Origin of the sequence: Mesorhizobium sp. LSJC280B00 (genome assembly GCF_000502835.1) — a bacterium.
Taxonomy (GTDB): Bacteria; Pseudomonadota; Alphaproteobacteria; order Rhizobiales; family Rhizobiaceae; genus Mesorhizobium.
In genome coordinates, this window is record NZ_AYVL01000013.1 from 71,192 (window position 1) to 97,987 (window position 26,796).

General features: G+C 63.4%; 20 protein-coding genes. 17 read left to right on the plus strand and 3 right to left on the minus strand.

Annotated elements, in window-relative coordinates:
* The 6 genes from coaA to X773_RS57980 all read left to right on the plus strand — a co-directional run bounded on the left by coaA (nucleotide 1) and on the right by X773_RS57980 (nucleotide 6,487).
* Entirely contained in the window at nucleotides 1-960 is a 960-nt protein-coding gene (gene coaA, locus X773_RS57955; RefSeq protein ID WP_023677538.1) for a type I pantothenate kinase, read from the plus strand.
* Nucleotides 961-1,037: 77 nt separating this feature from the next.
* The gene (locus X773_RS57960) at nucleotides 1,038-2,045 is read left to right on the plus strand and encodes a glycosyltransferase family 2 protein (protein WP_051406152.1); all 1,008 of its coding nucleotides are present in this window, start codon (nucleotides 1,038-1,040) and stop codon (nucleotides 2,043-2,045) included.
* Nucleotides 2,045-2,815: a class I SAM-dependent methyltransferase gene (locus tag X773_RS57965; RefSeq protein WP_023677540.1), complete on the plus strand. Its 771-nt coding sequence runs from the start codon at nucleotides 2,045-2,047 to the stop codon at nucleotides 2,813-2,815. The genes X773_RS57960 and X773_RS57965 overlap by 1 nt, the downstream gene beginning before the upstream one ends.
* Before the next feature lie 7 nt (nucleotides 2,816-2,822).
* On the plus strand, nucleotides 2,823-3,218 hold the full coding sequence (locus tag X773_RS57970) for a GtrA family protein (protein WP_023677541.1): 396 nt from the start codon (nucleotides 2,823-2,825) through the stop codon (nucleotides 3,216-3,218).
* 73 nt (nucleotides 3,219-3,291) lie between these two features.
* On the plus strand, nucleotides 3,292-4,782 hold the full coding sequence (locus X773_RS57975) for a hypothetical protein (protein WP_023677542.1): 1,491 nt from the start codon (nucleotides 3,292-3,294) through the stop codon (nucleotides 4,780-4,782).
* Between the two features lie 91 nt (nucleotides 4,783-4,873).
* Nucleotides 4,874-6,487, plus strand: a complete 1,614-nt coding sequence (locus X773_RS57980) for a hypothetical protein (protein ID WP_023677543.1) — start codon at nucleotides 4,874-4,876, stop codon at nucleotides 6,485-6,487.
* On the opposite strand, the gene X773_RS57985 is transcribed toward X773_RS57980, so the two are convergent.
* The 3 genes from X773_RS57985 to X773_RS57995 all read right to left on the minus strand — a co-directional run bounded on the left by X773_RS57985 (nucleotide 6,450) and on the right by X773_RS57995 (nucleotide 9,326).
* Entirely contained in the window at nucleotides 6,450-7,067 is a 618-nt protein-coding gene (locus tag X773_RS57985) for an alpha-ketoglutarate-dependent dioxygenase AlkB (protein WP_023677544.1), read from the minus strand. The genes X773_RS57980 and X773_RS57985 overlap by 38 nt on opposite strands.
* Before the next feature lie 131 nt (nucleotides 7,068-7,198).
* The gene (gene arfB, locus X773_RS57990) at nucleotides 7,199-7,636 is read right to left on the minus strand and encodes an alternative ribosome rescue aminoacyl-tRNA hydrolase ArfB (RefSeq protein ID WP_023677545.1); all 438 of its coding nucleotides are present in this window, start codon (nucleotides 7,634-7,636) and stop codon (nucleotides 7,199-7,201) included.
* 79 nt (nucleotides 7,637-7,715) lie between these two features.
* On the minus strand, nucleotides 7,716-9,326 hold the full coding sequence (locus X773_RS57995; protein WP_023677546.1) for a phosphoenolpyruvate carboxykinase: 1,611 nt from the start codon (nucleotides 9,324-9,326) through the stop codon (nucleotides 7,716-7,718).
* A gap of 342 nt (nucleotides 9,327-9,668) precedes the next feature.
* On the opposite strand from X773_RS57995, the gene X773_RS58000 reads away from it, so the two are divergent.
* The 11 genes from X773_RS58000 (at nucleotide 9,669) to addA (ending at nucleotide 26,784) form a co-directional block, all read left to right on the plus strand.
* The gene (locus X773_RS58000) at nucleotides 9,669-10,370 is read left to right on the plus strand and encodes a response regulator transcription factor (RefSeq protein WP_023677547.1); all 702 of its coding nucleotides are present in this window, start codon (nucleotides 9,669-9,671) and stop codon (nucleotides 10,368-10,370) included.
* Nucleotides 10,371-10,392: 22 nt separating this feature from the next.
* Nucleotides 10,393-12,177: a sensor histidine kinase gene (locus X773_RS58005; RefSeq protein ID WP_023677548.1), complete on the plus strand. Its 1,785-nt coding sequence runs from the start codon at nucleotides 10,393-10,395 to the stop codon at nucleotides 12,175-12,177.
* 31 nt (nucleotides 12,178-12,208) lie between these two features.
* The gene (locus tag X773_RS58010; RefSeq protein ID WP_023677549.1) at nucleotides 12,209-12,655 is read left to right on the plus strand and encodes an HPr kinase; all 447 of its coding nucleotides are present in this window, start codon (nucleotides 12,209-12,211) and stop codon (nucleotides 12,653-12,655) included.
* A gap of 164 nt (nucleotides 12,656-12,819) precedes the next feature.
* Nucleotides 12,820-13,221: a PTS sugar transporter subunit IIA gene (locus tag X773_RS58015; protein WP_023677550.1), complete on the plus strand. Its 402-nt coding sequence runs from the start codon at nucleotides 12,820-12,822 to the stop codon at nucleotides 13,219-13,221.
* Nucleotides 13,218-13,514, plus strand: a complete 297-nt coding sequence (locus X773_RS58020; RefSeq protein WP_023677551.1) for an HPr family phosphocarrier protein — start codon at nucleotides 13,218-13,220, stop codon at nucleotides 13,512-13,514. The genes X773_RS58015 and X773_RS58020 overlap by 4 nt, the downstream gene beginning before the upstream one ends.
* A 156-nt stretch (nucleotides 13,515-13,670) precedes the next feature.
* Nucleotides 13,671-15,071 carry an adenosylhomocysteinase gene (ahcY, locus tag X773_RS58025; RefSeq protein ID WP_023677552.1) on the plus strand — a complete coding sequence of 467 codons (1,401 nt, stop codon included), beginning with the start codon at nucleotides 13,671-13,673 and terminating at the stop codon, nucleotides 15,069-15,071.
* A 188-nt stretch (nucleotides 15,072-15,259) separates the two neighbouring features.
* Nucleotides 15,260-17,821, plus strand: coding sequence for a PAS domain-containing sensor histidine kinase (locus X773_RS58030; RefSeq protein ID WP_023677553.1), 2,562 nt, complete (start codon nucleotides 15,260-15,262; stop codon nucleotides 17,819-17,821).
* 8 nt (nucleotides 17,822-17,829) lie between these two features.
* Entirely contained in the window at nucleotides 17,830-19,341 is a 1,512-nt protein-coding gene (gene tsaE / locus X773_RS58035; RefSeq protein ID WP_023677554.1) for a tRNA (adenosine(37)-N6)-threonylcarbamoyltransferase complex ATPase subunit type 1 TsaE, read from the plus strand.
* 41 nt (nucleotides 19,342-19,382) lie between these two features.
* On the plus strand, nucleotides 19,383-20,141 hold the full coding sequence (locus X773_RS58040) for a nucleotidyltransferase family protein (protein WP_023677555.1): 759 nt from the start codon (nucleotides 19,383-19,385) through the stop codon (nucleotides 20,139-20,141).
* Nucleotides 20,138-23,275, plus strand: coding sequence for a double-strand break repair protein AddB (gene addB / locus X773_RS58045; RefSeq protein ID WP_023677556.1), 3,138 nt, complete (start codon nucleotides 20,138-20,140; stop codon nucleotides 23,273-23,275). The genes X773_RS58040 and addB overlap by 4 nt, the downstream gene beginning before the upstream one ends.
* Nucleotides 23,272-26,784 carry a double-strand break repair helicase AddA gene (addA, locus tag X773_RS58050; protein ID WP_023677557.1) on the plus strand — a complete coding sequence of 1,171 codons (3,513 nt, stop codon included), beginning with the start codon at nucleotides 23,272-23,274 and terminating at the stop codon, nucleotides 26,782-26,784. The genes addB and addA overlap by 4 nt, the downstream gene beginning before the upstream one ends.
* Nucleotides 26,785-26,796: the final 12 nt, after the last annotated feature.

Below are 26,796 nucleotides of genomic sequence, written 5' to 3' on the forward strand. Positions count from 1 at the left end.
ATGGACCAGCTCGCTCCTACCGAGAAGTATTCACCCTATCGTTTCTTCTCGGCCGAGCAATGGTCGCGGTTCCGCGCCGATACGCCGATGACGCTCACCGAGGACGAGGTCCGTCGTCTGCGGTCGCTGAACGATCCGGTCGATCTCCACGAGGTCGAGCGCATCTATCTTTCGATGTCACGGCTGTTGTCGGCTCATGTCGAAGCCAGTCAACTCCTGTTCAGGCAACGCCAGGCCTTCTTCAACGCGCTGGACGCGGCCAAGACACCGTTCATCATCGGCATTGCAGGTTCCGTGGCGGTCGGCAAATCGACCACGGCGCGCGTGCTAAAGGAGCTGCTGGCGCGCTGGCCGTCGAGTCCCAAGGTCGACCTGGTCACCACCGACGGTTTCCTGCTGCCGAACGAAATCCTGCGCCGCAACAATTTGATGGAGCGCAAGGGCTTTCCGGACAGCTACGACGTCGGCGCGCTGCTGCGCTTCCTGTCTGGCATCAAATCGGCGCAGCGCAACGTCCGCGCGCCGGTCTATTCGCACCTGACCTATGACGTCATTCCGGGCGAGTTCCAGACCATCGACCGGCCCGACATCCTGATCTTCGAAGGCATTAATGTCCTGCAGCCGGGCAAGCTGCCCAAGGACGGCAAGATCGTGCCTTTCCTGTCGGATTTCTTCGACTTCGCCATCTATATCGATGCCGAGGAGGCGCTGATCCATCACTGGTATATCGCCCGCTTCATGCGGCTGCGCGAAACCGCCTTCCGCGACCCGGCCTCCTTCTTCCACCGCTATTCGCAACTTTCCGAGGATGCGGCCCGCGCCATCGCCGAGGGCCTGTGGACCAACATCAACCTGAAGAATCTGCGCGAGAATATATTGCCGACCCGCGCCCGTGCCGATCTCATCCTGCGCAAGGGCGCCAACCATCTGGTCGAGGAAGTGGCGCTTAGGAAACTGTGAAATCCCGGGACATTCCTTAAAGTCATCTTAACCCAGTCTTTCTATTGTCGGGCCTGATCTGCGGGCTCGGCAAACAAATGAATGCGCCATTCCTAAACATCGATCAGCCGGCAGCTGACCGCATCGCACGTCCGGGCAGCGGCGGCGCAACGATTGCCCTGATCGTGCCTGTCCACAATGAGGAAGGCGCAATTGCTCCATTCCTGAAGGCGGTATGCGAAAGCACCGCGCCGCTGAAGGACAAAGGCGTTGCCCTCGAGTTCATCTTCGTCAACGACGGCAGCAGCGATACGACGCTCGAAAAGCTGATCGAAGCCCAACAAACCGATCCACGCATCCACGTAATCGACCTTTCACGCAATTTCGGCAAGGAAGCCGCGATGACCGCGGGGCTCGACAGCTGCGATGCCGATGCAGCGATTCCGATGGATGTCGATATGCAGGATCCGCCGCATGTCATTCCGCTGCTTGTGGAAAAGTGGCGCGAGGGTTTTGAGGTTGTTCTGGCCAAGCGAGCCAATCGGTCGAGCGACAGCTTTCTCAAGCAGCGCTCCGCCTCGATGTTCTACCGCGTTCACAACTGGATCGCGCAGCAGAAGATCCCGCACGATGTCGGCGACTTCCGTTTGATCGACCGCCAGGTCATCCAGGCGCTGCGGTCTTTGCCCGAACGCCGTCGTTTCATGAAGGGCCTGTTCGCCTGGGTCGGGTTCCGCACCGCAAGCGTCGAATATGTCCGCGATCAGCGCATCGCCGGCCAGTCGAAATTCTCCGGCTGGAAGCTGTGGAACTTCGCGCTCGAAGGCATCACCAGCTTCTCCACCGCTCCGCTTGAAATCTGGACCTATGTCGGCGCGACGATTTCCGCGCTGTCGTTCCTCTACGGCCTGCTGATCGTCGCCAAGACAATGATCTTTGGCGTTGATGTGCCCGGCTACGCCTCCCTGCTGGTCAGTGTTCTTTTCCTTGGCGGCATCCAGTTACTCGGCATCGGCATCATCGGACAATACCTCGGCAGGGTCTACGCCGAGATCAAGCAGCGTCCGATCTACATCGTGCGCCGCAAATATGAGGGAATGAGCTGATGGAGATCGACGCCTACCGACAGATGGCCGCCACCGAAGACGAGCATTGGTGGTTCTGCGGGCGTCGCGCCATCGCCGAGGCGGTCATTCGCAGCATCGGCCTGCCTGAAAACGCGCGCATCGTCGAGATCGGCGCCGGCACCGGCGGCAACATCCGGATGCTGGAGCAGTTCGGCGCAGTGACGGCAGTCGAGATGAGCGATCTCGCGCGCAGGATTGCCTGGGAAAAGACCGGCCGCGACTTCCTCGCCGGACATCTGCCGGACAACATTCCTGTCGCGCCGCAAAGCTGCGACCTCGTCTGCCTGTTCGACGTGCTGGAGCATGTCGCCGAAGACGAGGCGTCGCTTGCCGCGATCCGCCAAGTGCTGAAACCGGGCGGCAGCGTCGTCCTCACTGTGCCCGCACACCAATGGTTGTGGAGCACGCATGATGTGGGGCTGCATCATATGCGGCGCTATTCACGCAATCTGCTGCGTGAACGAATCGAAAGGGCTGGTTTCGCGATCGACCGGCTGAGCTACACAAATGCCGCGCTCTTCCCGGTAGCGGCGCTGGCACGACTGGTGGACAGGTTGCGCAAGTCGGCCTTGCCAGCCGGCCATGCCACGCCGCCAAAACCACTGAATGCGGCGATGAAGGCAGTCTTTTCGGCGGAAGGCCGCATCATACCAAATGCAAGCTTGCCCTTCGGGGTTTCGCTGCTGGCGGTATTCCGCGAGGACAGCGCCGTCGAAACCGCTCGCCTCGACGAGAAATTGGCAGCTTGACCGCGTCATGGGCACCGGCTCGTATCGTCGACTATCGCGCTTTGCGCTGATTGGCATCGCGTCGACGCTGATCTACGCCGTTTGCGCTTTTCTGCTGTCGCGTGGACAGGCAACGGCGGCCCTGCCGGCGGCGCTCACATCGTTTGCGGCCTACGCCGTCGCCGCGCTGTTCTCCTACACCGGGCATAAATATTTCACGTTCACCTCGGGCGGCAGCCACGCTATGGAATTGCCCCGCTTCCTCCTGCTCACCGCTTCCGGCCTCGCCGTCGCGATCGCCCTGCCGGGGCTTTTGACCCAGATGCTCGGCGTCCCTGCCGCAATCCCGATCCTGCTCACCTGCATTGCCGTGCCGGTCATCAACTATGTCGTCCTCGGGCGGTGGGTGTTTCGTGGTCTCTAGCGCGCGATCCCTCAGTGAACTGCTGCCCGGCGCCAACCGCTTCTCGCCCTTTGTGGGCGTAGCGGGTGCTCCGTTGCTGCTGGCCAGTCTGGTCGTCACATACGCCGTCTGGCTATCGACCGTTGCAATTCCGACCAATGTTGACGTGTCGTGGCTTCTGGTCGTCTGCGACCGCCTGCTTGGCGGAGAGCGGCTCAACACCGACATCGTGGAGACCAACCCCCCTTTCTCGATCTGGCTCTACATGCCGTTCATGCTCCTGGAAAAGCTCACTGGCATGCGTGCGGAATTCTGGCTGACGCTTGGCGTCGTTTGCCTGAGCCTGGCCAGTCTTTCCGTTTCCGTCCACATTCTCGCGCGCGATGAACCGGTCTGTCGGCAGCCCCATGCGCTGTGGGCGGCAGCGGCGGCCCTGTTTTTGATCCTGTGTTTCATGCCGGATCAATTCGGCCAACGCGAGCACTTCGCATTGGTTGCCATTCTGCCTTGGGTGGCGTTGCAATGCACACGTCAGCGGAACCTGGATTTCAGCGCGGGCTCGCGCCTGGAGCACATGGTCGCGGGCTTCGGCGCGGCGGTCGTGGTCATGGTCAAGCCGCCCTATTTTGTGCTGGCCTTCATGTTGCCGTCGCTCTGTCTTGCGCTTGAAAGGCGGTCGCTGAGACCGCTCTTCGTCGCAGAGAACCTGGTGGGCGCTGCGATCGTGGCCGCCTATATCGCGTCCATCGCGCTCTTCGACCGCGCTTACGTCAGCGACGTCCTGCCCTTGGTCAGGGAGGTCTATCTTCCGTTGAGGGCCTCTGCCGCCGATATGCTGGCAAACTGGCCGAAAGTGGTGCTGCTTCTGGCCGCCGCCACCGTGCTTGCGGCCGGCGGCCTGAGAAAGACGAACTGGGACGTCAGGATTCCGCTCCTGACCGCCCTGGGGTTCATTCCGGCCTTCATCGTCATGGGCAAGGGTTGGCCCAATCACGCGCTGCCGATGGTCGTTGTTGCGACACTTGCATTTGGCATCCAGCTTGTGCGGTTCGGCACATTCGGCAGTGCAGGCTTCGTTCGCAAGGCCGCCCTGATCTTCGGCTGCGTGCTGGTGCTGCAAATAGCGGTCAGGGCACAGTACGCGGCGCTGACGACGGATAACGGCCCGATCGCCCGGTCTGTCGCCGCGATCCGCGCAACGGTCGAAACCCCGACCATCATGTCGATTGCCGACCAGATGCAGGTTGCCCATCCCCTCGCCAGGCTGGTCGGCGGCAGGTTCACATCACGCCATCCGAGCGCCTGGGCGGTCTCCAACGCGGACACGCTCGCCCGCGTCACCGGCGATCTCGAACGGAGACCGGAACTTGAAAGCATCCGCGATCGGGTGATCGGCGAAAACGCCGCCGAGATATCAGCGAAGAAGCCCGATATCGTGCTGTCAGGCTCGCCCGCGTGGACTGCCCTGATGCTGCAGGACAAGCGGATCCAGGTCGCCTTGGCCGACTATCGTCTGCTGCACGCCGAGCCGGAAATCACTGTCTATCTGCGTTACACGGCGCCTGCGCCGCTCCAAACCGATTGAGCAGGAGCCCCCGGAAACCCATGACACGGCTGGATCCAATCGCTCCGCTGGACGACATATGGCTCGATCTCGAGAGCCTCGGTGCAACAGCATGAGCGTCTCGAACGACATTGGCGGCTTGAGCCGCTGGCGCGACCGGGATATTGCGGCGTCGCTGCTTCCTAGCCGCAATGTCCTGGCCATTGCCGCAGTCACCGTCTTCTCGATCTTCTGGCAGCGACGTTGGGGGACTGTTCCCGACACTAGCTGGCTGATCACGGTCTGCGAGCGTATGCTGTCCGGTGAGCGGCTTTACTCGCAAATCTACGAGACCAATCCCCCATTCAGCGTCTGGCTCTATCTGCCGCCAGTGGCTGCGGCCAGATTGCTGGGCACCGCCCCGGAAATCCTGGTTGAGGCCTGGACATACCTTGCCGTGCTTATCGGGCTTTCGCTCTCGGGCGTGATCGTCAAGCGTGCGGGTTTCACCGAAACTGCATCATTGTTTGCACTGGGGCCAGCGTTTTGCGCAATGTTGGTGGTCTTCCCCGGAAATGCCTTCAGCGAGCGGGAGCATATCGGCATGGCACTTTTCATGCCGCTGCTTGCGCTTCATGCCTGGCGCGCGCGCAGAGATGCAGCTGCCCAACCAGACCCCGGGCTCGCCGTACTCGCCGGCCTGTCGGGCAGCATTCTGCTGCTGGTCAAGCCCTACTATGCGATCATGGTGTTGGCGCCGGCGCTGGTCGTTGCAGTGCGCCGGCGCAGTCTGAAATCGATCTTCGCCCTGGAACACTGGGTCATTGGCGGAATCTGCGTTGTCTATCTCAGCACGGTCACGCTGATCCATCCGGAATTCGTGCGCGACATCTATCCCCTCTTGGCGGATGTTTATGCAAAGATCGGCATCTTTTGGCCGATTGTGATCGGCTACGGTTTCTCGTGGTGTTTCCTTGTCTTCCTGATCTGGTGGCTGTGGCCGGCCAGGCGGTTTCCAGAGCTGGCGGCGGTAGCGTTGGCTGCATCGATCGCCGGCATGTTTCCCCTGTTCTACCAAGCCAAAGGCTGGTCTTATCATGCCTATCCCGCGATCTTTTGCGCTGTGGCAGCCATTTTCTGCCTGCTGGCACTGCCCAGGATCGTGCAGCAGCCGTCGAAGCTGTTGACGTTCGTGACGGCTCCTTCGCGAGCTTGGGCATTGGCGGCGGTGGCAATCGCTTTCTTGCCCTATTGGAGCACCCAGAAACCAGGGCCGGCACTGGTTGCCGCAATTCGCGCCGCCACCGATCGGCCGACCGTAGCGTTGGTCAGTTCGGATATTTCCTCGGGACATCCGTTGAACCGTATGATCGATGGGCAGTTCGTTTCGACCCACGTCAGCGATTGGCTTGGAGCGTTCGCACTTTCCCTGTCCCGGCAGGCAGCTCTCTCGGGTGACACCGCCGAAGCCACGCGTTACCGAGCCATCATGGCGCGCTACGTCGAAAGCAAACGCGAAGAGTTCGCGCGTCTGCGCCCGGATATCGTCGTCTTCAAGAAAAACAACACAATGTGGACAAGCCAACTGATGGGGCGTTTTGGCTTTGACGCCATCCTGGCGCACTACCGCATTCTTATCGAGGACGAGACCGAGCGCATCTATCTGCGCGACGATTATGTCCGCCCGGGCCACCGGCCACCCGAACAGCCTATTTCGGCATCGTCACCCGTCGCAGCGTCAGATTGATGCGGCCGCCACTCCTGAGCAATGCCGAGGTCGACGGGTAGATACGGTCGACGCCGTGAAAGCAGAGCCGCCCTTCGCCGCCAAGCACGACGACGTCGCCGCTCCTCAGCCTGAACGATTTGGTGGCGCCGTCGCGCGTCGTCTGGCCGACCCGGAACAGGCAATCGTCGCCGAGCGACACCGAGACGACAGGCGCGGAGAAATCGCTCTCGTCGCGGTCCTGGTGAAGACCCATCTTGGCATCCTGCGAATAGAAATTGACCAGGCAGGCTTCCGGCGGGTGCGCATAGGCAGATACATCCCGCCACAGTTCGAGCAGCATCTCCGGGATCGGCGGCCAAGGCCTTCCGGTCACCGGGTGGGTCGGCTGGTAGCGATAGCCGTGCTCCTTGTCGGTGACCCAGCCCAGCGGACCGCAATTGGTCATGCGCACGCTCATCTCCTTGCCGGTACGCGGCATCGCCGGCACGAACAGCGGCGCCTTCTGCACGACCTGCCGGATATCTTCCACCAGCACTTCCTGCATGGCGCGCGACAGGTAGCCGGGCATATGGCGGACGCCTTTGGGCAGTACGAGCATCGCGTCGCTTAATCCGTTGGTCTGGAGAAATCAGAATGCCACCGTCAAATGAAAACGGCGACCCGAAAGCCGCCTCCGACGGTGGCTGCGCGCTTTAACCGGCGATCTGAGATCCGAAGCCGCTTTGGCTGTCACTCATCCCCGACCCGGCCGCGCAGTTTCTTGATCGAGCCGCGCCCGGCCTTGCTCTTGAGCCGTCTTTCGACCGCGCCTTTGGACGGCCTTGTCTTCTTGCGCGGCGGTGGTGGTGGTTCGGCGGCCTTGGCGACCAGTGCCGTCAGCCGCGCCCGGGCGTCCGCCCGGTTCTGCTCCTGGGTGCGGAAGCGTCCGGCTTCGATGACGATGACGCCGTCCTTGGTGGCGCGCTGGCCGGCAAGCTTGATGGTCCGTTCGCGCACCCGCTCCGACAGGCCGGCCGCATTGGCGGCATCGAAGCGCAATTGCACTGCCGTCGCCACCTTGTTGACGTTCTGGCCGCCCGGGCCGGACGAACGGATGAAGTCCTCGTGCAGGTCGCCCGGATTAATCACCGCATCGTCGGTAATGATGATCTTGTCGTCGGCGTTCATGCCGCACTCATGGCGCGGCAGGCGAAAAAAGAAAAGGCCCGATCGAAGCCGGGCCTTGAAGCATCACCAGGGGCGACGGCTATTCAGCCGCTATCTGCATGCGTGGTGCGGCGCCGAGCACGGTGGCGTCGACATGGGCTTCGAACTTTTCGAAATTGTCGACGAACATGCCGACCAGCCTTGCCGCCTGCCGGTCGTAGGCGGGCTTGTCGATCCAGGTCGATCTAGGGTCGAGAATGGCGCGGTCGACGCCGGCAACCGTCACCGGTACGTCGAAACCGAAATTGGCGTCGGTGCGGAAGTCGGCCGCTTTCAGCGAGCCGTCGAGCGCCGCCGCAAGCAGCGCCCGCGTTGCTTTGATCGGCATTCGCTTGCCGGTGCCGTAGGCGCCGCCGGTCCAGCCGGTGTTGACCAGCCAGCAATCGACGCCGTGGCGGGCGATGAGCTCGCGCAGCAGATTGCCGTATTCCGACGGATGCCGCGGCATGAACGGTGCGCCGAAGCATGTCGAAAATGTCGCTTCGGGTTCCGTAACGCCCTTCTCGGTCCCCGCCACCTTGGCGGTATAGCCGGAGAGGAAATGGTACATGGCCTGCGCCGGGGTCAGCCGCGCGATCGGCGGCATCACACCGAATGCGTCGGCGGTCAGCATGATGATGTTCTTCGGGTGGCTGGCGCGCCCCGTCTTGCTGGCGTTGGGGATGAAGTGGAGCGGGTAGGCGCAGCGTGTGTTTTCGGTCAGCCCGCCGTCGTCGAAATCCGGCACGCGGCCTGCGTCGAGCGCCACATTCTCCAGCACCGTGCCGAAGCGCTGGGTGGTGGCGAAGATCTCCGGCTCGGCTTCGGCCGAAAGCTTGATCGTCTTGGCATAGCAGCCGCCCTCGAAATTGAAGATGCCGTGCGGTCCCCAGCCATGCTCGTCGTCGCCGACCAGCGTGCGCGACGGGTCGGCCGACAACGTCGTCTTGCCGGTCCCGGAAAGGCCGAAGAAAACGGCCGCGTCGCCGACGGGCCCTTCATTGGCCGAGCAGTGCATCGGCATCACACCTTTTGCCGGCAGCAGATAGTTGAGCACGGTGAACACCGACTTCTTCATCTCGCCGGCATACGAGGTACCGCCGATCAACACGATCATGTGCGAAAGATCGACGGCAATCACCGTTTCGCCGCGCGTGCCGTGGCGGGTGGGATCGGCGCGGAACGACGGCAGGTCGATGATCGTCAAATCGGGCATGAAATGCTCGAGTTCGGCGGCGGCCGGTCGGATGAGCAGATTGCGGATGAACAAGGAGTGCCAGGCAAGCTCCGTGATCACCCTGGTCGGCAGCTTCAGCTCCTCGTCGGCGCCGCCGACCAGGTCCTGCACATAAAGGTCCTTTCCAGCCGCGTGGGCGCGAAAATCGGCAAGCAGCGTATCGAACTGGATCGGCGAAATCGCTTTGTTGTTGTCCCACCATACATGCGGCGCGGTGCTTTCGTCGCGCACCACGAATTTGTCCCTGGGCGAGCGGCCGGTGTGCTGCCCGGTCTCGGCGGCAAGCGCGCCATGCGCGGTGAGTCGGGCCTCGCCACGGCGGATTGCCTCCTCGTAGAGCGCGGCCGCGCCGAAATTATAGCGCACCACGCCCGTGGTTCTTAGGCCGATCCGATCGATTGCACATGCAGGATTGCGTTTGCCGGCTTCCGACATGGGTGTCCCTTCTTCGATTTACCGCGTCTTTACCGGCGAATTCCGGAACTCCCATTGCAGGAGCTAAAAACGTCAAAACCAGAAAAGGCGAATGATATCAAATCATTAATCGATTTAAATATTTTGAAAGTTGTTTAAATCGTTTATATGTGCAAAAACACTGATGGTTGCCCAAAGGATTGGCGATGTTCATTCGTCCAATCCATATCGAGGTACAATTGTGGCCGTCGACATGCCGTGCGTGACAGCGGATACAGCCTATGCCACATTTTGTACCTAATTTGTCCTGCAAAAGCCCCTTCTCGACGAAAGAAGGGACAGCTCATGAGGGAGCCGCTTGAAATGGCAACAATCGCGCTTGTCGACGACGATCGCAACATTCTGACTTCGGTTTCGATCGCCCTCGAATCCGAGGGTTATCGGGTCGAAACCTACACGGATGGGGCATCGGCGCTGGAGGGACTGGCGGCGCGCCCGCCGAACCTCGCCATCCTCGACATCAAGATGCCGCGCATGGACGGCATGGAGTTGCTGCGCCGGATGCGTCAGAAATCCGACCTGCCGGTGATCTTCCTGACCTCCAAGGACGACGAGATCGATGAACTGTTCGGCCTCAAGATGGGCGCCGACGACTTCATCCGCAAACCCTTCTCGCAGCGTCTTCTTGTCGAACGCGTCCGCGCCGTGCTGCGCCGCGCCAGCACCCGCGAGGCGGCTGCCAAGGCGCCCAACCAGCAGGCTCGGTCGCTTGAGCGCGGCCAGCTTGTCATGGACCAGGAGCGCCACACCTGCACCTGGAAGGGCGAGCCGGTGACGCTGACCGTCACCGAGTTCCTCATCCTGCATTCGCTGGCCCAGCGTCCGGGCGTTGTAAAAAGCCGTGATGCGCTGATGGATTCGGCTTATGATGAGCAGGTTTATGTCGATGACCGCACCATCGACAGTCACATCAAGCGGCTACGCAAAAAGTTCAAGGCCGTCGATGATGACTTCGAAATGATCGAAACCCTTTACGGAGTCGGATATCGGTTCCGCGAAGCTTGAGTCGAGCGGGAGCTGCTATTCGATGGCAGTGCAAGTAGAGCGAGTGAGACGGTCGGGCGCCGCCAGGCGCCCGCCGCGGATTCTGCCCGCCTTCGTGTCGAAAATTACGGTGCCGATGCGCCGGTTTCTCGGCCATCACATCTTTTCCAGCCTGACGCGGCGTATCCTCTTTCTCAACCTTGCCGGCCTTGCCGTCCTGGTCACCGGCATTCTCTATCTCAATACCTTTCGCGACGGGCTGATCGACGCCCGTGTCGAGAGCCTGATGACTCAAGGCGAGATCATCGCCGGCGCGATCGCCGCCTCGGCGACGGTCGAGACCGATTCGATCAGCATCGATCCGGAGAAGCTGCTCGAGTTGCAGGCCGGCGAAAGCCTCGGCCCGGGCTCCGATCAGCTCGATAACCTCGATTTCCCGATCAATCCGGAGCGCGTGGCGCCGGTGCTCAGGCGGTTGATCTCGCCGACGCGGACCCGCGCCCGCATTTACGACCGCGACGCCAACCTGCTGCTCGATTCCCGCCATCTCTATTCGCGCGGCCAGATCCTTCGCTACGACCTGCCGCCGGTCGAAGAGGAACAGCCGGACCTTCTGGAGCGCATCCAGAAATTCGTCTTCGATTTCTTCCGCAACAAGCAGCTGCCCGTCTATCGCGAGCAGCCGGGTGGCAACGGCGCCGCGTTTCCGGAAGTGGTCAAGGCGCTTACCGGCAGCCCGTCGACGATCGTGCGGATCTCGGAGCAAGGCGAGCAGATCGTTTCTGTGGCGGTGCCGATCCAGCGCTTCCGTGCCGTTCTCGGCGTGCTGATGCTGTCGACCGAAGGCGGCGACATCGACAAGATCGTCGCGGCCGAGCGGAAGGCCATCCTGCGCGTGTTCGGCATTGCCGCCCTGGTTACCGCCATCCTGTCGATGCTGCTGGCCTCCACCATCGCCAATCCGCTGCGCCGGCTTTCCGCGGCAGCCGTCAGGGTTCGCCGCGGTGTCAAGAACCGCGAGGAAATCCCCGACTTCTCCGATCGGCAGGACGAGATCGGCAATCTGTCGATCGCCGTGCGCGACATGACCAATGCGCTGTACGCCCGCATCGAGGCGATCGAAAGTTTTGCCGCGGATGTCTCGCACGAGTTGAAGAACCCGCTTACCTCGCTGCGCAGCGCGGTGGAGACATTGCCGCTGGCCAGGAACGACAATTCGCGCAGCCGGCTGATGGATATCATTCAGCACGATGTGAGGCGGCTTGACCGTCTCATCACCGATATTTCCGATGCCTCCCGTCTCGATGCCGAGCTGGCGCGGGAAGATGCGGGAACCGTCGACCTCAAGAAGTTCATCACCGATCTGGTCGCCGTCTCGCGCGAGGCCACGCGCAACAAGAAGGCGGTCGAGATCGAATTCAAGGTCGCCAAACTGCCACAGGGCGTGAAAGGCTACTTCGTCGTCGGTCATGATCTGAGGATCGGCCAGGTGATCACCAACCTGATCGAGAATGCCCGCTCGTTCGTTCCCGAGGAACGTGGCCACATCACCATATCGCTGGCGCGCGCCGGCAAGTTCAACATCGTCACCATCGACGACAATGGACCCGGTATCCGGGCCGATAACATCGATCGCATTTTCGAGCGGTTCTATACCGATCGGCCGGCCGGCGAGGCGTTCGGTCAGAACTCGGGCCTTGGCCTGTCGATATCCAGGCAGATCGTTGAAGCCCATGGCGGCACGCTGAGCGCCGAGAACATCCCGGGCACCAAGCCTGGCGAGATCAAGGGCGCGCGCTTCGTGGTGACGCTGCCGGCGGAAGGCTGACGGATGAATTCCAATCACGCCTGGTCCTATTGTGCAGCCTGAAAATATTCACGGCACCGCGATCCTGATAGGTGATCGCGGCATTCTCATCACCGGACCGTCCGGCTTGGGCAAGACGACGCTGGCGCTCGCCTTGATCGATCATTGCAGCCAGCGTGGGCTGTTTTCCCGGCTGATCGGCGATGACCAGCTCTATGCTGCAGATTGCGACGGGCGGCTGGTCTGCCGCGCACCAGCCAGCATAGCCGGCCTCGTCGAGGTGCCGGGATTCGGCCCCAAACCGATACAGTTCGAGCCAAGCTGTGTGATCGACCTCATTATCCGGCTGGTGCCAGCCGGCAAAATGGCCCGCTTCCAGGAAGACTGCAGCGAACTCGTTGTCGGCGTACCAGTGCCGCGCATCGATCTTGCCGAGCGCAATGTAGCGGCGGCCTTGCCGGCATTGATGTCGCGCCTGTCGATTGCGCCTTTCCTGTGATCCGATTTCGATTTTTTGCTGCAATGCGTCAAATTGGCTTGGGCCGGCGCAATTTTGGGCTTGTCAACGGGCCTTGCGTCGACAAGATAGCGCTCCCGCCACCTGGAACGGTCGGCGAGCATAAAATGCGCCTGTGAAGCGGCGATGACGGGAGCCACCAAAGAATGATCGGACTCGTGCTTGTAACGCACGGTCAACTGGCCGCCGAGTTCCGCAATGCCGTGGAACATGTCGTTGGGCCACAAGACAATTTCGAGACCGTGGCGATCGGTGCCGACGACGATATGGAACAGCGCCGCCGCGACATTATCGAGGCAGTCGGCCGCGTCGATACGGGATCAGGCGTCATCGTTTTGACCGACATGTTCGGCGGCACGCCCTCTAACCTCGCCATTTCCGTGATGGAATCCGGGCGTATCGAGGTCATTGCCGGCATGAACCTGCCGATGCTGATCAAGCTGTCCAGCGTTCGCAAGGGCGACAACATGACGGCCGCGCTGGATGAGGCGCAGGCTGCCGGCCGTAAATACATCAATGTCGCCAGTCAACTCCTGAGCAGCAAATGAGCGCGCTGTTGCCGGAAAAGGACAAGATCGTTCGCGACTTTCCGATCGTCAACCAGCGCGGCCTGCACGCACGCGCCTCGGCCAAGTTCGTTCAAATCGCCAGCGGCTTCAACGCCACGGTCCAGGTCGAGAAGGACGGCGTCAAGGTCGGCGGCACCTCGATCATGGGCCTGATGATGCTGGCGGCGAGCCCCGGTTATTCGATCCGCGTCACCGCCACCGGCCCGGAGGCCGAAGAGGTCATCGATGCGCTGGAGCAACTGGTTGCTTCCCGTTTTGGCGAGGAATGCTGACGTGCTGATCGCTTCTGAAGACATGCACGGATAAAGATTTCTTTATATCCCATTGTCGTCCGACTCCCGATCTGCTAGTCAGGCCGGCACCTCGCGCCCTCCGACACGCTTTCGGGGCGGGCGCGTCCCGCAATCAATTCGCATCGGAGCACTGCCATGACGGGTAGCAAGGACTATGTGGTCGCAGACATCGCGCTTGCCGGCTGGGGCCGCAAGGAGATCGAGATCGCCGAAACCGAAATGCCGGGCCTGATGGCCTGCCGCGAAGAATTCGGCGACAAGAAGCCGCTCAAGGGCGCGCGCATCACCGGCTCGCTGCACATGACCATCCAGACGGCGGTGCTGATCGAAACGCTTAAGGCGCTCGGCGCCGATATCCGCTGGGCTTCCTGCAACATCTTCTCGACCCAGGACCACGCCGCCGCGGCCATTGCCGAGGCCGGAATTCCGGTGTTTGCCGTCAAGGGCGAGACGCTGGAGGACTATTGGGTCTACACCGACAAGATCTTCCAGTGGGCCGATGGCGGCACCTCCAACATGATCCTCGACGACGGTGGCGATGCCACCATGTACATCCTGATCGGCGCCCGCGCGGAGGCCGGCGAGGATGTGCTGTCCAATCCGGGCAGCGAAGAGGAAGAGATCCTGTTTGCCCAGATCAAAAAGCGCATGCAGGCATCGCCCGGCTTCTTCACCAAGCAGAAGGAAGCGATCCGCGGCGTCACTGAAGAGACGACGACCGGCGTCAACCGGCTCTATCAGCTGCAGAAAAAAGGCTTGCTGCCGTTCCCGGCGATCAACGTCAATGATTCCGTCACCAAGTCGAAATTCGACAACAAATATGGCTGCAAGGAATCGCTTGTCGACGGCATTCGCCGCGGCACCGACACGATGATGGCCGGCAAGGTCGCGGTTGTCTGCGGCTATGGCGACGTCGGCAAAGGCTCGTCGGCTTCGCTCAAGGGCGCCGGCGCCCGCGTCAAGGTCACCGAGGTCGATCCGATCTGCGCGCTGCAGGCGGCGATGGACGGTTTCGAGGTGGTCACGCTCGAGGACGCGGCGCCGACGGCCGACATCGTCATCACCACCACCGGCAACAAGGACGTCGTTACCCTCGACCACATGCGCCTGATGAAGGACATGGTGATCGTCGGCAACATCGGTCACTTCGACAACGAGATCCAGGTGGCCTCGCTGCGCAATCTGAAGTGGACCAACATCAAGCCTCAGGTGGACATGATCACCTTCCCGGACGGCAAGCGGATGATCCTTTTGTCGGAGGGCCGTCTGCTCAACCTCGGCAACGCCACCGGCCATCCGAGCTTCGTCATGTCGGCGTCCTTCACCAACCAGGTGTTGGCCCAGATCGAGTTGTACACCAAGCCCGGTCAGTACGAGAACCAGGTCTATGTCCTGCCGAAGCATCTCGACGAAAAGGTCGCGCGCCTGCATCTCGACAAGCTCGGTGCCCGCCTGACCGAACTGTCCGGCGAACAGGCCGCCTATATCGGCGTCACTCCGCAGGGACCGTTCAAGCCGGAACACTACCGCTATTAACCACGGCGAAACTTGCCACTAGATATTGAAGCCGGGCAATTGACTTTTCGCCCGGCTTTATTTTTGCGCTGATTGATTCTTCACGCCGATTCGCGCAAGCGCTATGGTGCTGATTCGCGGTCCGGGGACGAGGCCCGGGCGCACGCATCAGGGCGGTCTTGCATTCAGGCGGCGAAGAGGACCAAGACATGCCGGGGGATAACCCGCCTTGCGCGGGACAGGCCGTTTCCGGCGGCCATAACGATTCGATCACGGGCTCCGCTGCCAGAGGCGGCAGCCTTCTATGGCGCGCCGGCAGCCGTGTCGGTGTGCTGCTTGCTTCTTCCGCGCTGGTTGGTCCGCTGCTTGGCTTTACTGCACATGCCCAAACCCGCGTGGCGCAAAAGGCCGGGCTGTCGGTCAGCACGGTCGAGGTCATGCAACTCGCCATGTTCGTCGGCGTCATGGGGGCGGCATTGCTGTCGGCCATCTTTCTGATCCGCGAACGGGCGCGCACCGCGGCGGAAAATGCCGAGCTCAGGACCCGCATCGCCGACGTCAATGCCGCGCTGCAGCGCTCGGAGGCGCTGCTCCATTCTCGCGATCAGCGCGTGGTGGTATGGGCGGCCGAGAACAAGAAGCCCGAACTTGTCGGGACATTGCCGATCGAGAGCGGCGCGCCGGAGGACCGGGCGGCCTTCCTGGCTTTCGGCCGCTGGCTGATGCCGCGTTCGGCGGCCGCACTCGAACATGCCGTAGCGGCACTGCGGGACAAGGCAAAGCCGTTCGATCTGGTCATCGAATCGCAGGCCGGCCAGCCGCTCGAGGTTCACGGCCGCAAGAGTGCGGCGCATGTGCTGGTTCGCTTCGTCTCGCTTTCGGAGACACAGCGAAGCCAGGCCAGGCTGAAGATCGAGAACCAACGCTTAGCCGCCGACCATGAGACGCTGATCGGTCTTCTGGATGCGCTCAAGATGCCGTCATGGCTGCGTACTGTCGACGGGCGGCTGAAATGGGTCAACCGCGCCTATGCCGAAGCGGTCGAGGCCGAGAATGCCGAAGCGGCGGTCCGCGATGGCAAGGAATTCCTCGGCGGCCAGGCGCGCGACACGATCGCTGCGCAGCACAAGTCGCGCGCGGTCTTTGAACAGACGCTCTCCACGGTCATCGAAGGCGACCGCCGTATGTTTGCCGTGACCGATTTTGCCGGGGCGGATGGTTCGGCTGGTCTTGCCTGCGACATCAGCGCTATCGAGGCCATTCGCGCCGAATATGAGCGGACCATGCAGAGCCACGCCGACACGCTCGATCAGCTCAACACCGCCGTGGCGATTTTCGACACCGACGAGAAATTGCGGTTTTTCAATCAGGCGTTCCAGAAGCTATGGGGCCTCGACAGCGGCTTCCTGCACAGCGCGCCGGACAACGCCTTGCTGCTTGACCGCCTGCGCAGCGAAGGCAGGATCGCCGAGCAGCCCGAATGGCGGCGCTGGAAAGAGAGCCTGCTCGGCGCTTACCGCGCGGTTGAATCGCAGGAGCATTGGTGGCATCTGCCGGACGGCAAGACCATTCGCGTCGTCGCCAATCCGCAGCCCAAGGGCGGCGTCACCTGGGTGTTCGAGAACCTGACCGAGAAGATGGACCTTGAAAGCCGCTACCAGACCGCCGTCCGGGTCCAGGGCGAGACGCTCGACAACCTCGCCGAAGGCGTCGCTGTGTTCGGCCCCGACGGCAAGCTGAGATTGTCGAACCCGGCGTTCGCGGCATTGTGGGGGCTGGATGCCGATGCCTCAAAACCCAACGTCCATGTCTCGACGATCCGCAACCTTTGCGACCGCCGTGCCGTCGACAGTCCGTGGGGCGGGTTCGTTGCCGCCATCACCGGCTTCGACGACGAGCGCCGCGACCGCCACGGCCAAACCGAATTGAACAACGGCACCGTTTTGCGCTACGCCGTCATCCCTTTGCCCAACGGCCAGGTGATGATGACCTTCGTCGACGTTACCGACAGCGTCAATGTCGAGCGGGCGCTGAAGGACAAGAATGAGGCGCTGCAAAAGTCCGACCAGATCAAGAACGAATTCGTGCAGCACGTCTCCTATGAGCTGCGCTCGCCACTCACCAACATCATCGGCTTTACCGAGCTTCTTTCACTGCCGTCGACTGGTCCGCTGAACCAGAAGCAACGCGAATATATCGGGCATGTCGGCTCGTCTTCCTCGGTCCTGCTCACCATCGTCAACGACATCCTCGACCTGGCGACGGTGGATGCCGGCATCATGGAACTCGACATTTCCGAAGTTCACATCGATCGAACCATTACGGCTGCCGCCGAACTGGTCGCCGACCGGCTGGAGGAACATGCGATCAAGCTTAGGATCGACGCGGCGGCCGCGCCGAAAACCTTCCACGGCGACGAGATCCGCGTCCGCCAGATCCTCTACAATCTGCTCAGCAATGCCGCCAATTACGCGCCGGAGGCGAGCACCATAACGCTCGCCTGCCGCCAACTTGCCGACGGCGTGGAATTTTCCGTTCACGATGACGGCCCCGGCATGCCGCCGGACCTGCTTGACTCAGTGTTCCGGCGCTTCGAGCCGCGCACCAATGGCGGCCGCCGCCGTGGCGCCGGGCTCGGCCTGTCGATCGTCAAGAGCTTTGTCGAACTGCATGGCGGCAGCGTCCGCATCGAGACCGGCAGGGATAAGGGCACCACGGTTGTTTGCGCCTTTCCCGACACGCCGTCCGGCATCCGCGCGGCGGCCGAGTAGCGCGTTCGATGGCGGTATTGGTGCTGGAGCGTTTTCTCGCCGACGAGGCTGCGACGGCAAGGTTCGGCGAGGATCTCGCCATGTCGCTGCGCATTGGCGACGTGCTCGCCCTCAAGGGCGATCTCGGCGCCGGCAAATCGACCTTGGCACGGGCGCTGATCAAGGCACTGGCCGACGATGCCGGACTCGACGTGCCGAGCCCGACCTTCACGCTGGTCCAGAGCTACGACACGCGTGTGCCGGTTCATCATTTCGATCTCTACCGCTTGGGCACGGCATCCGAGCTGGACGAGCTGGGCTTCGACGAGGCGCTGACGCAAGGCGCCGCGCTGGTCGAATGGCCGGAGCGGGCAGAGGCATATCTGCCGAAAACCTCGGTGCTGGTCGAACTTCTCCAGCAGGGCGACGGCCGACTGGCGAGACTATCGGGAGAGGGCGCCGCCTTCGAGCGCGCGGCGCGATCGCTGGCAATGCGCGATTTTCTCGGGCAGGCCGGTTGGGGCGAAGCGCAGCGACGACATTTCATCGGTGATGCCTCGGCTCGCTCCTACGAGATCGTCACGCTCGCCAGATTTCCGCCGCGGGTGCTGATGAACTCGCCAAGGCTGGTGCTCGGACCGCCAGTCCGCGACGGCAAACCCTATGCCGAGATCGCTCACACCGCGCAATCCGTTTCGGCGTTCGTCGCCATCGACCGGGCCTTGCGGGCCGGCGGCGTCAGCGTCCCGGAAATCTATGCCCAGGATCTCGACCAGGGTTTTCTCCTGCTGGAGCATCTCGGTTCCCAAGGGTTTCTCGACAAGCGCGGCCAGCCGGTGGCCGAGCGCTACGCTGCGGCGGCCGAACTGCTTGCCATGATGCACGGCAAAACATGGCCGGCCCGCATGCAGGCCGGCCCCGGCGTCTTCCATGAGGTGCCGCCTTTCGACCGCGACGCCATGATGATCGAGGCCGAATTGTTGGTCGACTGGTATGTCCCGGCGATATCAGGCGCTCCGCCTAGAGAGGCGCTGCGCGCCGGTTACCGCAGCGAATGGAGTGCGGTGCTCGATCGGCTGGAGGGGCGCGAATACACGCTGATGCTGCGCGATTTCCATTCACCCAACCTGATCTGGCGCGCTGACCGTTCCGGTCACGATCGCCTCGGCGTCGTCGATGTCCAGGACGCGCTGATCGGGCCGTCCGCCTACGACGTCGCCTCGCTCGCCATGGACGCGCGCGTCACTATCTCACCCGAAATCGAAAAGCACACGCTCGCCGCCTACATCGCCGCGCGACGCGCTGCCGGTGCCTTCGATGAGAACGAATTCCGCGAAACCTATGCAATCATGGCCGCACAGCGCAATTCCAAGATCCTCGGCATCTTCGTGCGGCTCGAAAAACGCGACGGCAAGCCTTATTATCTGAAGCATCTGCCGCGCATCCGCGACTATCTTCGCCGGGCACTGGCGCATCCGGCGCTGGCCGGGCTGCAGGATTTCTACATCGCCCACGGCTTGCTGGAGGAACGCTCGATTTGACGGCTAAGGATTTGGGCCCGAAGGCGTCGGATGAGCAGCCGATGCCGACGACCGCCATGGTGCTCGCCGCCGGGCTCGGCAAGCGCATGCGGCCGATCACCGACACCATGCCGAAGCCGCTGGTCAAGGTCGCCGGCAAGACATTGCTCGACTGGGGGCTGGACTGCCTAGCCGAAGCCGGCGTCGCCAAGGCCGTCGTCAACGTCCATTACCTCCCGCAACAGATCGTGGACCATGTAGCCCGCCGCAGTGCGCCGAGAATCGTCATCTCGGATGAGAGTAGGGGCTTGCTTGACTCCGCCGGTGGTATCGTCAAGGCATTGCCCAGTTTAGGGGTGCCCTTCTACGTGCTCAACGCCGACACCTTCTGGATCGACAGCGGCGTCTCCAATCTCAGGCGTCTTGCGCTTGCATGGGAGGGCGCGACAATGGACATTCTGCTGATGCTTGCGGATCTCCAGTCGGCAACCGGACATAGCGGCGGCACCGATTTCCTGGTGGCGCCGGACGGCGCCTTGCGGCGTGCGAACAACGATCCCGCCGGTCTGATCTATGCCGGCGCCGCAATCGCCCATCCGCGCCTTTTCAAGGACGCTCCGACCGGGCCGCACTCGCTCAATGCCTATTTCGATGCGGCCATCGCTACTGGGCGCCTGTTCGGCATGAAAATGCAGGGTCACTGGATTACTGTCGGCACGCCCGACGCCATTCCGCTTGCGGAAGCGGCCGTCGCCGCCGCGCTTGCCGGCACGCCCAATGCTGTTGCTGAGGCACCCGGCGCTTTTACCGAGGCGAAATGAGCGGCTCCCGCCGCGTTTTCTCGATCCCGCCCGGAGCGCCGTTCCTGCCGACGCTGGCCGAGGCGCTGCTTGCGGGGCGCTTGGTTCCCGGCTTCGCCTATGACGGCGATCCGCTGGCGCTGGCCGATCTCACCATCTATGTGCCGACGCGCCGTGCGGCGCGGGCGCTTCGCGGCGTCTTCGTCGATGCTCTCTCGCGCTCGGGAAGCCGCTCGGCGATCCTGCCGGTCATCCGCCCGCTTGGTGAGTTCGATGAAGATGAAGCCGCCTTCGAGGCAGGAGCTTCGGTCGCCATCGACCTTGCGCCGCCGATCGCCGCGGTCGAGCGTCTTCTGCTGCTTGCGCCGCTGGTGCGGGCGTGGAAACGCCGCCTGCCGGCACATGTCGCGGCATTGTTCGACGAGGAGATCGTCATACCGGCCTCCGCCGCCGACGCCATCTGGCTGGCGCGCGACCTTGCACGCCTGATGGATGAGATCGACACCGAAGGCACGGATTGGGCAAGGCTCGCCGACCTTGTAACCGGCAATCTTGCAGGCTGGTGGCAGGTGACACTCGACTTCCTGACCATCGTGACGGAGAACTGGCCGAACCTGCTCGAGGAACGCCATCGTTCCAATCAGGCCGCGCATCGTAATGCCCTGATAAGGCTGGAGGCGGCGCGGCTGAAGCGTAATCCGCCAGCCGGACCGGTGATCGCCGCCGGTTCCACCGGCTCCATTCCCGCCACGGCCGAGCTGCTTGCCGTGATCGCCGGTCTGCCCAATGGCGCCGTTGTGCTGCCCGGGCTCGACCGGGCGTTGGACGAGCCGTCCTTTGCCGCGATCACCACACCGGGCGCGCGCCCAGCCGTGCTTGGCCACCCGCAATACGGCCTGGCAAAGTTGATCGGCAAGATCGGCGTGCCGCGCGCCGATGTCGAGGAGATTGCTGTTGCGCCGCGACCGCTTGCGCTGCGCGCCGCACTTGTCGGCGAAGCGCTGCGCCCGGCGGAGACCACCGAGCTCTGGGCCGAGACGCGCGCCCGCTTTAGGGCCGGCGATATTGCCGAGGCCTTCGCCGATGTGACGCTTCTCGAAGCCGCCAGCGAACGCGACGAAGCCGTGGCGATCGCCGTCGCGCTCAAACAGGCCGTCGAACGGCCCGGCCAGCGCGCCGCACTCGTCACCGGCGACCGCGCTCTGGCGCGGCGGGTCTCAGTCGAGCTGCTGCGCTTCGGCGTTGCCGCCGACGATTCCGGCGGCACGCCGCTGATCAACACACCAGCCGCCAGCCTGCTCAGGCTGGCGCTGCAGGCAGCCTTCCGCCCGGGCGACCCCGTCGCCCTGCTGTCGCTGCTCAAGCATCCCCTGCTTGGCCTCGGCCTGGAGCGGGCAAGCGTGCGCTATGCGGCCGAAATCGTCGAACTCGTGGGGCTGCGCGGCGGCACAGGGCGTCCGGACGTGGCGTCGCTGCCGCAGCTCTTCGACACCCGGCTCCTCGAATTCGACGGCGGCGGCAATCGCCGTCCACCCTTCTGGTGGCCGCGGCTTTCGGTCAGGCGCATCGAACAGGCGCGCGACCTGCTGATCCGGCTAACGGCCGCGCTGGCGCCGCTGGTTGCTTTTCGCGGCGACGAGAATGCCGATCTTGCCACCCTTGTGCGCGCCAGCGTCGTTGCGCTCGAAAGTCTCGGCCGCGCCGCTGATGGCAGCCTGAGCGAACTCTATGCGGGCGATGCCGGCGAAAAGCTCGCCGAGCTCTTGCGCGGGCTGGTCGCGGCCTCGGTGTCGTTCTCCTTCGCCGCTGACGAATGGCCTGACGTGATGGAGGCGCTGATCGCGCCCGAGACGGTCAAGCCGGCGCAGGGCAGCGACAGGAACATCGCCATCTGGGGTGTGCTGGAAGCGCGGCTTCAGGATGTCGACACGCTGGTCGTCGGCGGGCTCAACGAAGGCGTGTGGCCGCGCAAGCCGGAGAGCGACCGCTTCATGTCGCGGCTGATGAAGACCGGCATCGATCTTGAACCGCCCGAGCGGCGCATCGGCCTTGCCGCCCATGATTTCCAGATGGCCATGGGCGCCAAAAAAGTGGTGCTGGCTCGCTCCGGCCGCTCCGGCGACGCACCGTCGGTACCTTCGCGCTGGCTGCAGCGCATCCTTACATTCGTCGGCGAGGACCACGCTGCTGCACTTCGCCGGCGCGGCGACGAACTGCTTGCCTGGGCGCGTGCGCTCGATGCCGGCGAAAAGCAGGACTTTGCGACGAGGCCGCAGCCGAAACCGCCGCTCGCCGCGCGGCCGCACCACTTCTCGGTCACCGAGATCGAAACGCTACGCCGCGATCCCTATGCGGTCTATGCCAGAAGGATACTCGGCCTGATGCCGCTCGATCCGGTCATTCGCGATCCGGGCGCCGCCGAGCGTGGCACGCTGTTTCACGCCATTCTGCACCTCTTCTCGGCGAGGGTGGCCGACCCGCGCGCGCCGGAGGCGCTGGACGGGCTCATCGCCGCAGGCCGCTCCTGCTTTGCCGAGGCGGCCCTGCCGGCCGATGTCGAGGCGGTGTGGTGGCCGCGTTTTGAAAAGCTTGCCGCCGGCATCATCGAATGGGAGCGCGGCCGGGCCGCCGCCGTGGCACGGCGGCACGCCGAGGAACGCGCCGAAAAGACCGGTGTCGGCCGATCCGGCGTGACCCTGTCCGGCTACGCTGATCGAATCGATCTGCTGGCTGGCGGCATGGCCGACATCCTCGACTACAAGACCGGCTCCTCGCCATCCAAAGCGCAGGCGCACACGCTGCTCGCGCCGCAACTGGCGCTGGAGGGCGCGCTGCTGCGTCGCGGCGCCTTCAAGGAGCTTGGCGCCTGTGAGCCGTCGCAACTGGCTTTCTTGCGGCTGAGGCCGAATGGCGAGGTGTTCGAAGAATCGATCCTCGAATACAACCGCAAGCCGCGAACCGCCGCCGATCTCGCCGAAGAGGCCTGGGCGAGGTTGGAAAAGCTGCTGATCCACTATGCCGACCCGACGACCGGGTATTTGTCGCGGGCGTTGCCGTTCCGCGAGGGTGAGACCGACGGCGATTACGACCATCTCGCCCGCGTGCTCGAATGGTCGGCCGGCGGCGATGCCGACGACGAGGGAGGGGAGGCATGAAAAAGGCCTATCCCATTCCAAGCGACACTGTCGCCAGTCAGGCAAGCGCCTCCGATCCGCGCAATTCCGCATGGGTGTCGGCCAATGCCGGATCCGGCAAGACCCATGTACTCGCCCAGCGCGTTATCCGGCTGTTGCTGCGCGGCACCGATCCGTCCAAGATCCTGTGCCTGACCTATACGCGTGCCGCCGCCGCCAACATGTCGAACCGGGTGTTTTCGACCCTGTCGCAATGGACGGCCCTGGGCGATGCCGAGCTCTCGACACGGATAGAGGCGCTGGACGGCCGCCAGCCCGACCGCGAAACCATGCGCCGGGCGCGGCGGTTGTTTGCCGAGGCTCTGGAAACACCGGGCGGGCTGAAGATCCAGACCATCCACGCCTTCTGCGAATCGGTGCTGCATCAGTTCCCGCTGGAAGCCAATATCCCTGCGCATTTCGAAATGCTCGATCCGCAAATGGAGGCATCGCTGTTTGCCGCCGCCCGCCGCGACATGATTTCGGGCGGCGTTGCAGGCGATGCGGCATTGTCCGACGCCTTCGCCACCGTGCTGGAGCGCGGCGGCGAGCATGGGCTCGACGCACTGCTGGCCGAGATCGTGCGCAAGCGCGATGGTTTGCGTGCGTTCATCACCGCGGCCGGCGGCGATGGTTTTCAGGCGCTGTTCGACGAGTTCCATTTCCGCGCCGGCCAGACGGCCGAAGGTATAGCCGCCTCGGTCTGGCCGCTGCCCGGCTTCCTGCCGGATTATCTCGTCACCTTTTCACGGGCGGCCGAGGCCGCCGATGCGCGCATCGTGCTGAACAATCTGCTGCCATACGCCCGCCTTGCCTTTGCCGAGGAGGATCCGGTACGTCGCCTGAATTTGCTCTCCAAGGCTTTCCTGAGGGCCGACGGCGAGCCTTACGATCCGGCAAAGACATTTAAAAGGGCATTGCTTGACCGGCTGCCCGATCTTGCCGAACGTTATCTGGCGGCGGTCGACGCCATTCTCGAAATCTCCGACCGGCTGGCCTTGTTCAGGATGCTGGAAGGCACGCGTGCGGCGCTGACCATCGCCGACTGGCTGATCGCCCGTTACGAGCAATTGAAGCGCGCCCGCGGCTTCCTCGACTTTAACGACCTGATCACCCGCACGGTCAACCTTTTGGCACGGCCCGATGCCGGCCCTTGGGTGCAGTACAAGCTCGACCAGGGCATCGACCACATCCTGCTCGACGAGGCGCAGGACACCAGTCCCGACCAGTGGGAGGTGGTCAAGCGGCTGGCAGAGGAGTTCTTTGCCGGGCTCGGCGCACGCGACGCGGTCCACCGCACCATCTTTGCTGTCGGCGACGAAAAGCAGTCGATCTATTCCTTCCAGGGAGCCGCCCCGGATTCCTTTGCCGACAGCCGGCTTTTGTTTGCCGGCAAAGTTAGATCCGCCGCCGCCGCCTTCGCCGATCTCAAGCTGACCTGGTCGTTCCGCTCGACCGAAGATGTTCTTGCCGCCGTCGACCGGGTCTTTGCCGACCCGAACGTGCGGCGCGGCATCAGCCACGATCCTGATCCGCTCGACCACAAGGCGATCCGCACCGATGCGCCGGGTCATGTCGAGGTCTGGCCGTCGATCGGCGCCGACGTCGTCGACGAACCAGACGATTGGACGCAAGCGGTCGACCATGCCCACGCGCCGGCAGTCCGCGTCGCTGAAAACGTCGCCGCAACGATTGCCGGCTGGATCGGCAACGGTGAGGTCATCGAAGGCCGCGGCAAGAAACTCCGCCCCGGCGACGTGCTGGTGCTGGTGCGCAAGCGCGATCGCTTCGTCCATGCGCTGACGCGGGCGCTGAAGCGCCGCGACATTCCGGTGGCCGGCGCCGACCGGCTCAGCCTGCCCGGCCACGTCGCGGTGAAAGACCTGATCGCACTTGGCCATTTTCTCATCCAGCCCGAGGACGATCTGTCGCTGGCCGCCGTGCTGCGCAGCCCGATCTTCGATGTTTCGGAAGAGCAGCTTTTCGCGCTTGCTGCCGAGAGGCCGTCGGGCGTCTCGCTGATCGCCTCGCTGCGCCGGCATGCCGGCGAAAGCGAGGCGTTGGCCGCCGTCGTCAGCCGGCTCGACAAATGGTCGAACGAGGCCGCATTCAAGCCGGTGTTCGAATTCTATGCCGCAGCTCTCGCCCGCGACGGCCTGCGCAAGAAGATGATCGCGCGGCTCGGTCCGGAGGCCGGCGATATCCTCGACGAATTCCTGAATTTCTGCCTGGCCGAGGAGCGAACCGGCCTGCCAGGGCTGGAATCCTTCCTGTCGACGCTGGAAAACGCCGGCCCCGAGATCAAGCGCGAAATGGACCAGACCCGCGACGAGGTTCGCGTCATGACCGTGCATGCCGCCAAAGGCCTGGAAGCGCCGGTGGTATTCCTTGTCGATGGCGGCTCCGCGCCGTTCAGCGACCAGCATCTGCCGAGATTGATGCCGTTCGAAGGCTCGGGCGACTGCTGGGAGGGCAAGGGCTATCTCTGGCGTTCGGCCAGCGATGTCGCCAATGGGTTTTCACGCGCCGCATCGGCCCGCGCCCGCGAGCTCGCCGACGACGAATACCGCCGGCTGCTCTATGTCGGCATGACCCGCGCCGAGGATCGGCTGATCGTCTGCGGCTACCATGGCAAGCGGGCGCCGAATACCGGCACCTGGCATTCGATCGTCAGCCGCGCACTGGTCGGTGCCGCGGAGAGCGAAGAACGCCGGCATCCCGCCACTGGCGAGACCGTGCATCGTTTCCAGGTGACGAAACTGCCGCCCATGCCACTGGCGGCAGTGAATGAGGCACGACAGGCGGAACGCTTTGCACCACTGCCTGAAACCCTGTTCCGGCCTCTGCCGCCCTTCGAGGAATTGCCGCGGCCGCTCTCGCCGTCCGGCGCCTCGGTGCTGATCGACGAGGCGCGGCAAGCGGTGGCCGACACGCGTTCGCCGGTACTGGATGCCGACGCCGAGCCCGGCTTTGCCGTCATGCGCGGTCTGGCGCTGCACAAATTGCTGCAGATGCTGCCCGGCATCGCCGAGGGAAAACGCCGGGATGCCGCCGAACGCTATCTGGCAAGAGCCGGCGCGGAATGGCTCGACGACGAGCACGACAAGGCCTTGGCTGGCGTTTTCAGAATTCTTGCCGACAGCCGCTTCGCGCCGCTGTTTGCGCCAAACTCGCGCGCCGAAGTCGCCATCATGGGCAGCCTGGAGGTAAGGGGCAAACTGCGCTCGATTTCCGGCAAGATCGACCGGCTGGCAGTAACGCCGGACAAGGTTTCGATCGTCGACTACAAGACCAATCGGCCAGCGCCAGCTACGCTCGCCGAAGTGCCGCAAGCCTATGTTCTGCAGCTCGCACTTTATCGCGCGCTGCTTCAGCCGCTCTATCCGGGACGCGAGGTCTCGGCGGCGCTGCTGTTCACCGAGGCGCCGCGGCTGATCGAGCTGCCGGCGGCGGCCTTGGACGATGCGCTTGCTAGACTCACGGGAGCGTGACACAACACTTGC

Coding starts and splice junctions, on each gene's coding strand:
- coaA (WP_023677538.1), top strand. CDS start 1: ATGGACCAGCTCGCTCCTACCGAGAAGTATTCACCCTATCGTTTCTTC.
- X773_RS57960 (WP_051406152.1), top strand. CDS start 1,038: ATGAATGCGCCATTCCTAAACATCGATCAGCCGGCAGCTGACCGCATC.
- X773_RS57965 (WP_023677540.1), top strand. CDS start 2,045: ATGGAGATCGACGCCTACCGACAGATGGCCGCCACCGAAGACGAGCAT.
- X773_RS57970 (WP_023677541.1), top strand. CDS start 2,823: ATGGGCACCGGCTCGTATCGTCGACTATCGCGCTTTGCGCTGATTGGC.
- X773_RS57980 (WP_023677543.1), top strand. CDS start 4,874: ATGAGCGTCTCGAACGACATTGGCGGCTTGAGCCGCTGGCGCGACCGG.
- X773_RS57985 (WP_023677544.1), bottom strand. CDS start 7,067: ATGCTCGTACTGCCCAAAGGCGTCCGCCATATGCCCGGCTACCTGTCG.
- arfB (WP_023677545.1), bottom strand. CDS start 7,636: ATGAACGCCGACGACAAGATCATCATTACCGACGATGCGGTGATTAAT.
- X773_RS57995 (WP_023677546.1), bottom strand. CDS start 9,326: ATGTCGGAAGCCGGCAAACGCAATCCTGCATGTGCAATCGATCGGATC.
- X773_RS58000 (WP_023677547.1), top strand. CDS start 9,669: ATGGCAACAATCGCGCTTGTCGACGACGATCGCAACATTCTGACTTCG.
- X773_RS58005 (WP_023677548.1), top strand. CDS start 10,393: ATGGCAGTGCAAGTAGAGCGAGTGAGACGGTCGGGCGCCGCCAGGCGC.
- X773_RS58015 (WP_023677550.1), top strand. CDS start 12,820: ATGATCGGACTCGTGCTTGTAACGCACGGTCAACTGGCCGCCGAGTTC.
- X773_RS58020 (WP_023677551.1), top strand. CDS start 13,218: ATGAGCGCGCTGTTGCCGGAAAAGGACAAGATCGTTCGCGACTTTCCG.
- ahcY (WP_023677552.1), top strand. CDS start 13,671: ATGACGGGTAGCAAGGACTATGTGGTCGCAGACATCGCGCTTGCCGGC.
- X773_RS58030 (WP_023677553.1), top strand. CDS start 15,260: ATGCCGGGGGATAACCCGCCTTGCGCGGGACAGGCCGTTTCCGGCGGC.
- tsaE (WP_023677554.1), top strand. CDS start 17,830: ATGGCGGTATTGGTGCTGGAGCGTTTTCTCGCCGACGAGGCTGCGACG.
- X773_RS58040 (WP_023677555.1), top strand. CDS start 19,383: ATGCCGACGACCGCCATGGTGCTCGCCGCCGGGCTCGGCAAGCGCATG.
- addB (WP_023677556.1), top strand. CDS start 20,138: ATGAGCGGCTCCCGCCGCGTTTTCTCGATCCCGCCCGGAGCGCCGTTC.
- addA (WP_023677557.1), top strand. CDS start 23,272: ATGAAAAAGGCCTATCCCATTCCAAGCGACACTGTCGCCAGTCAGGCA.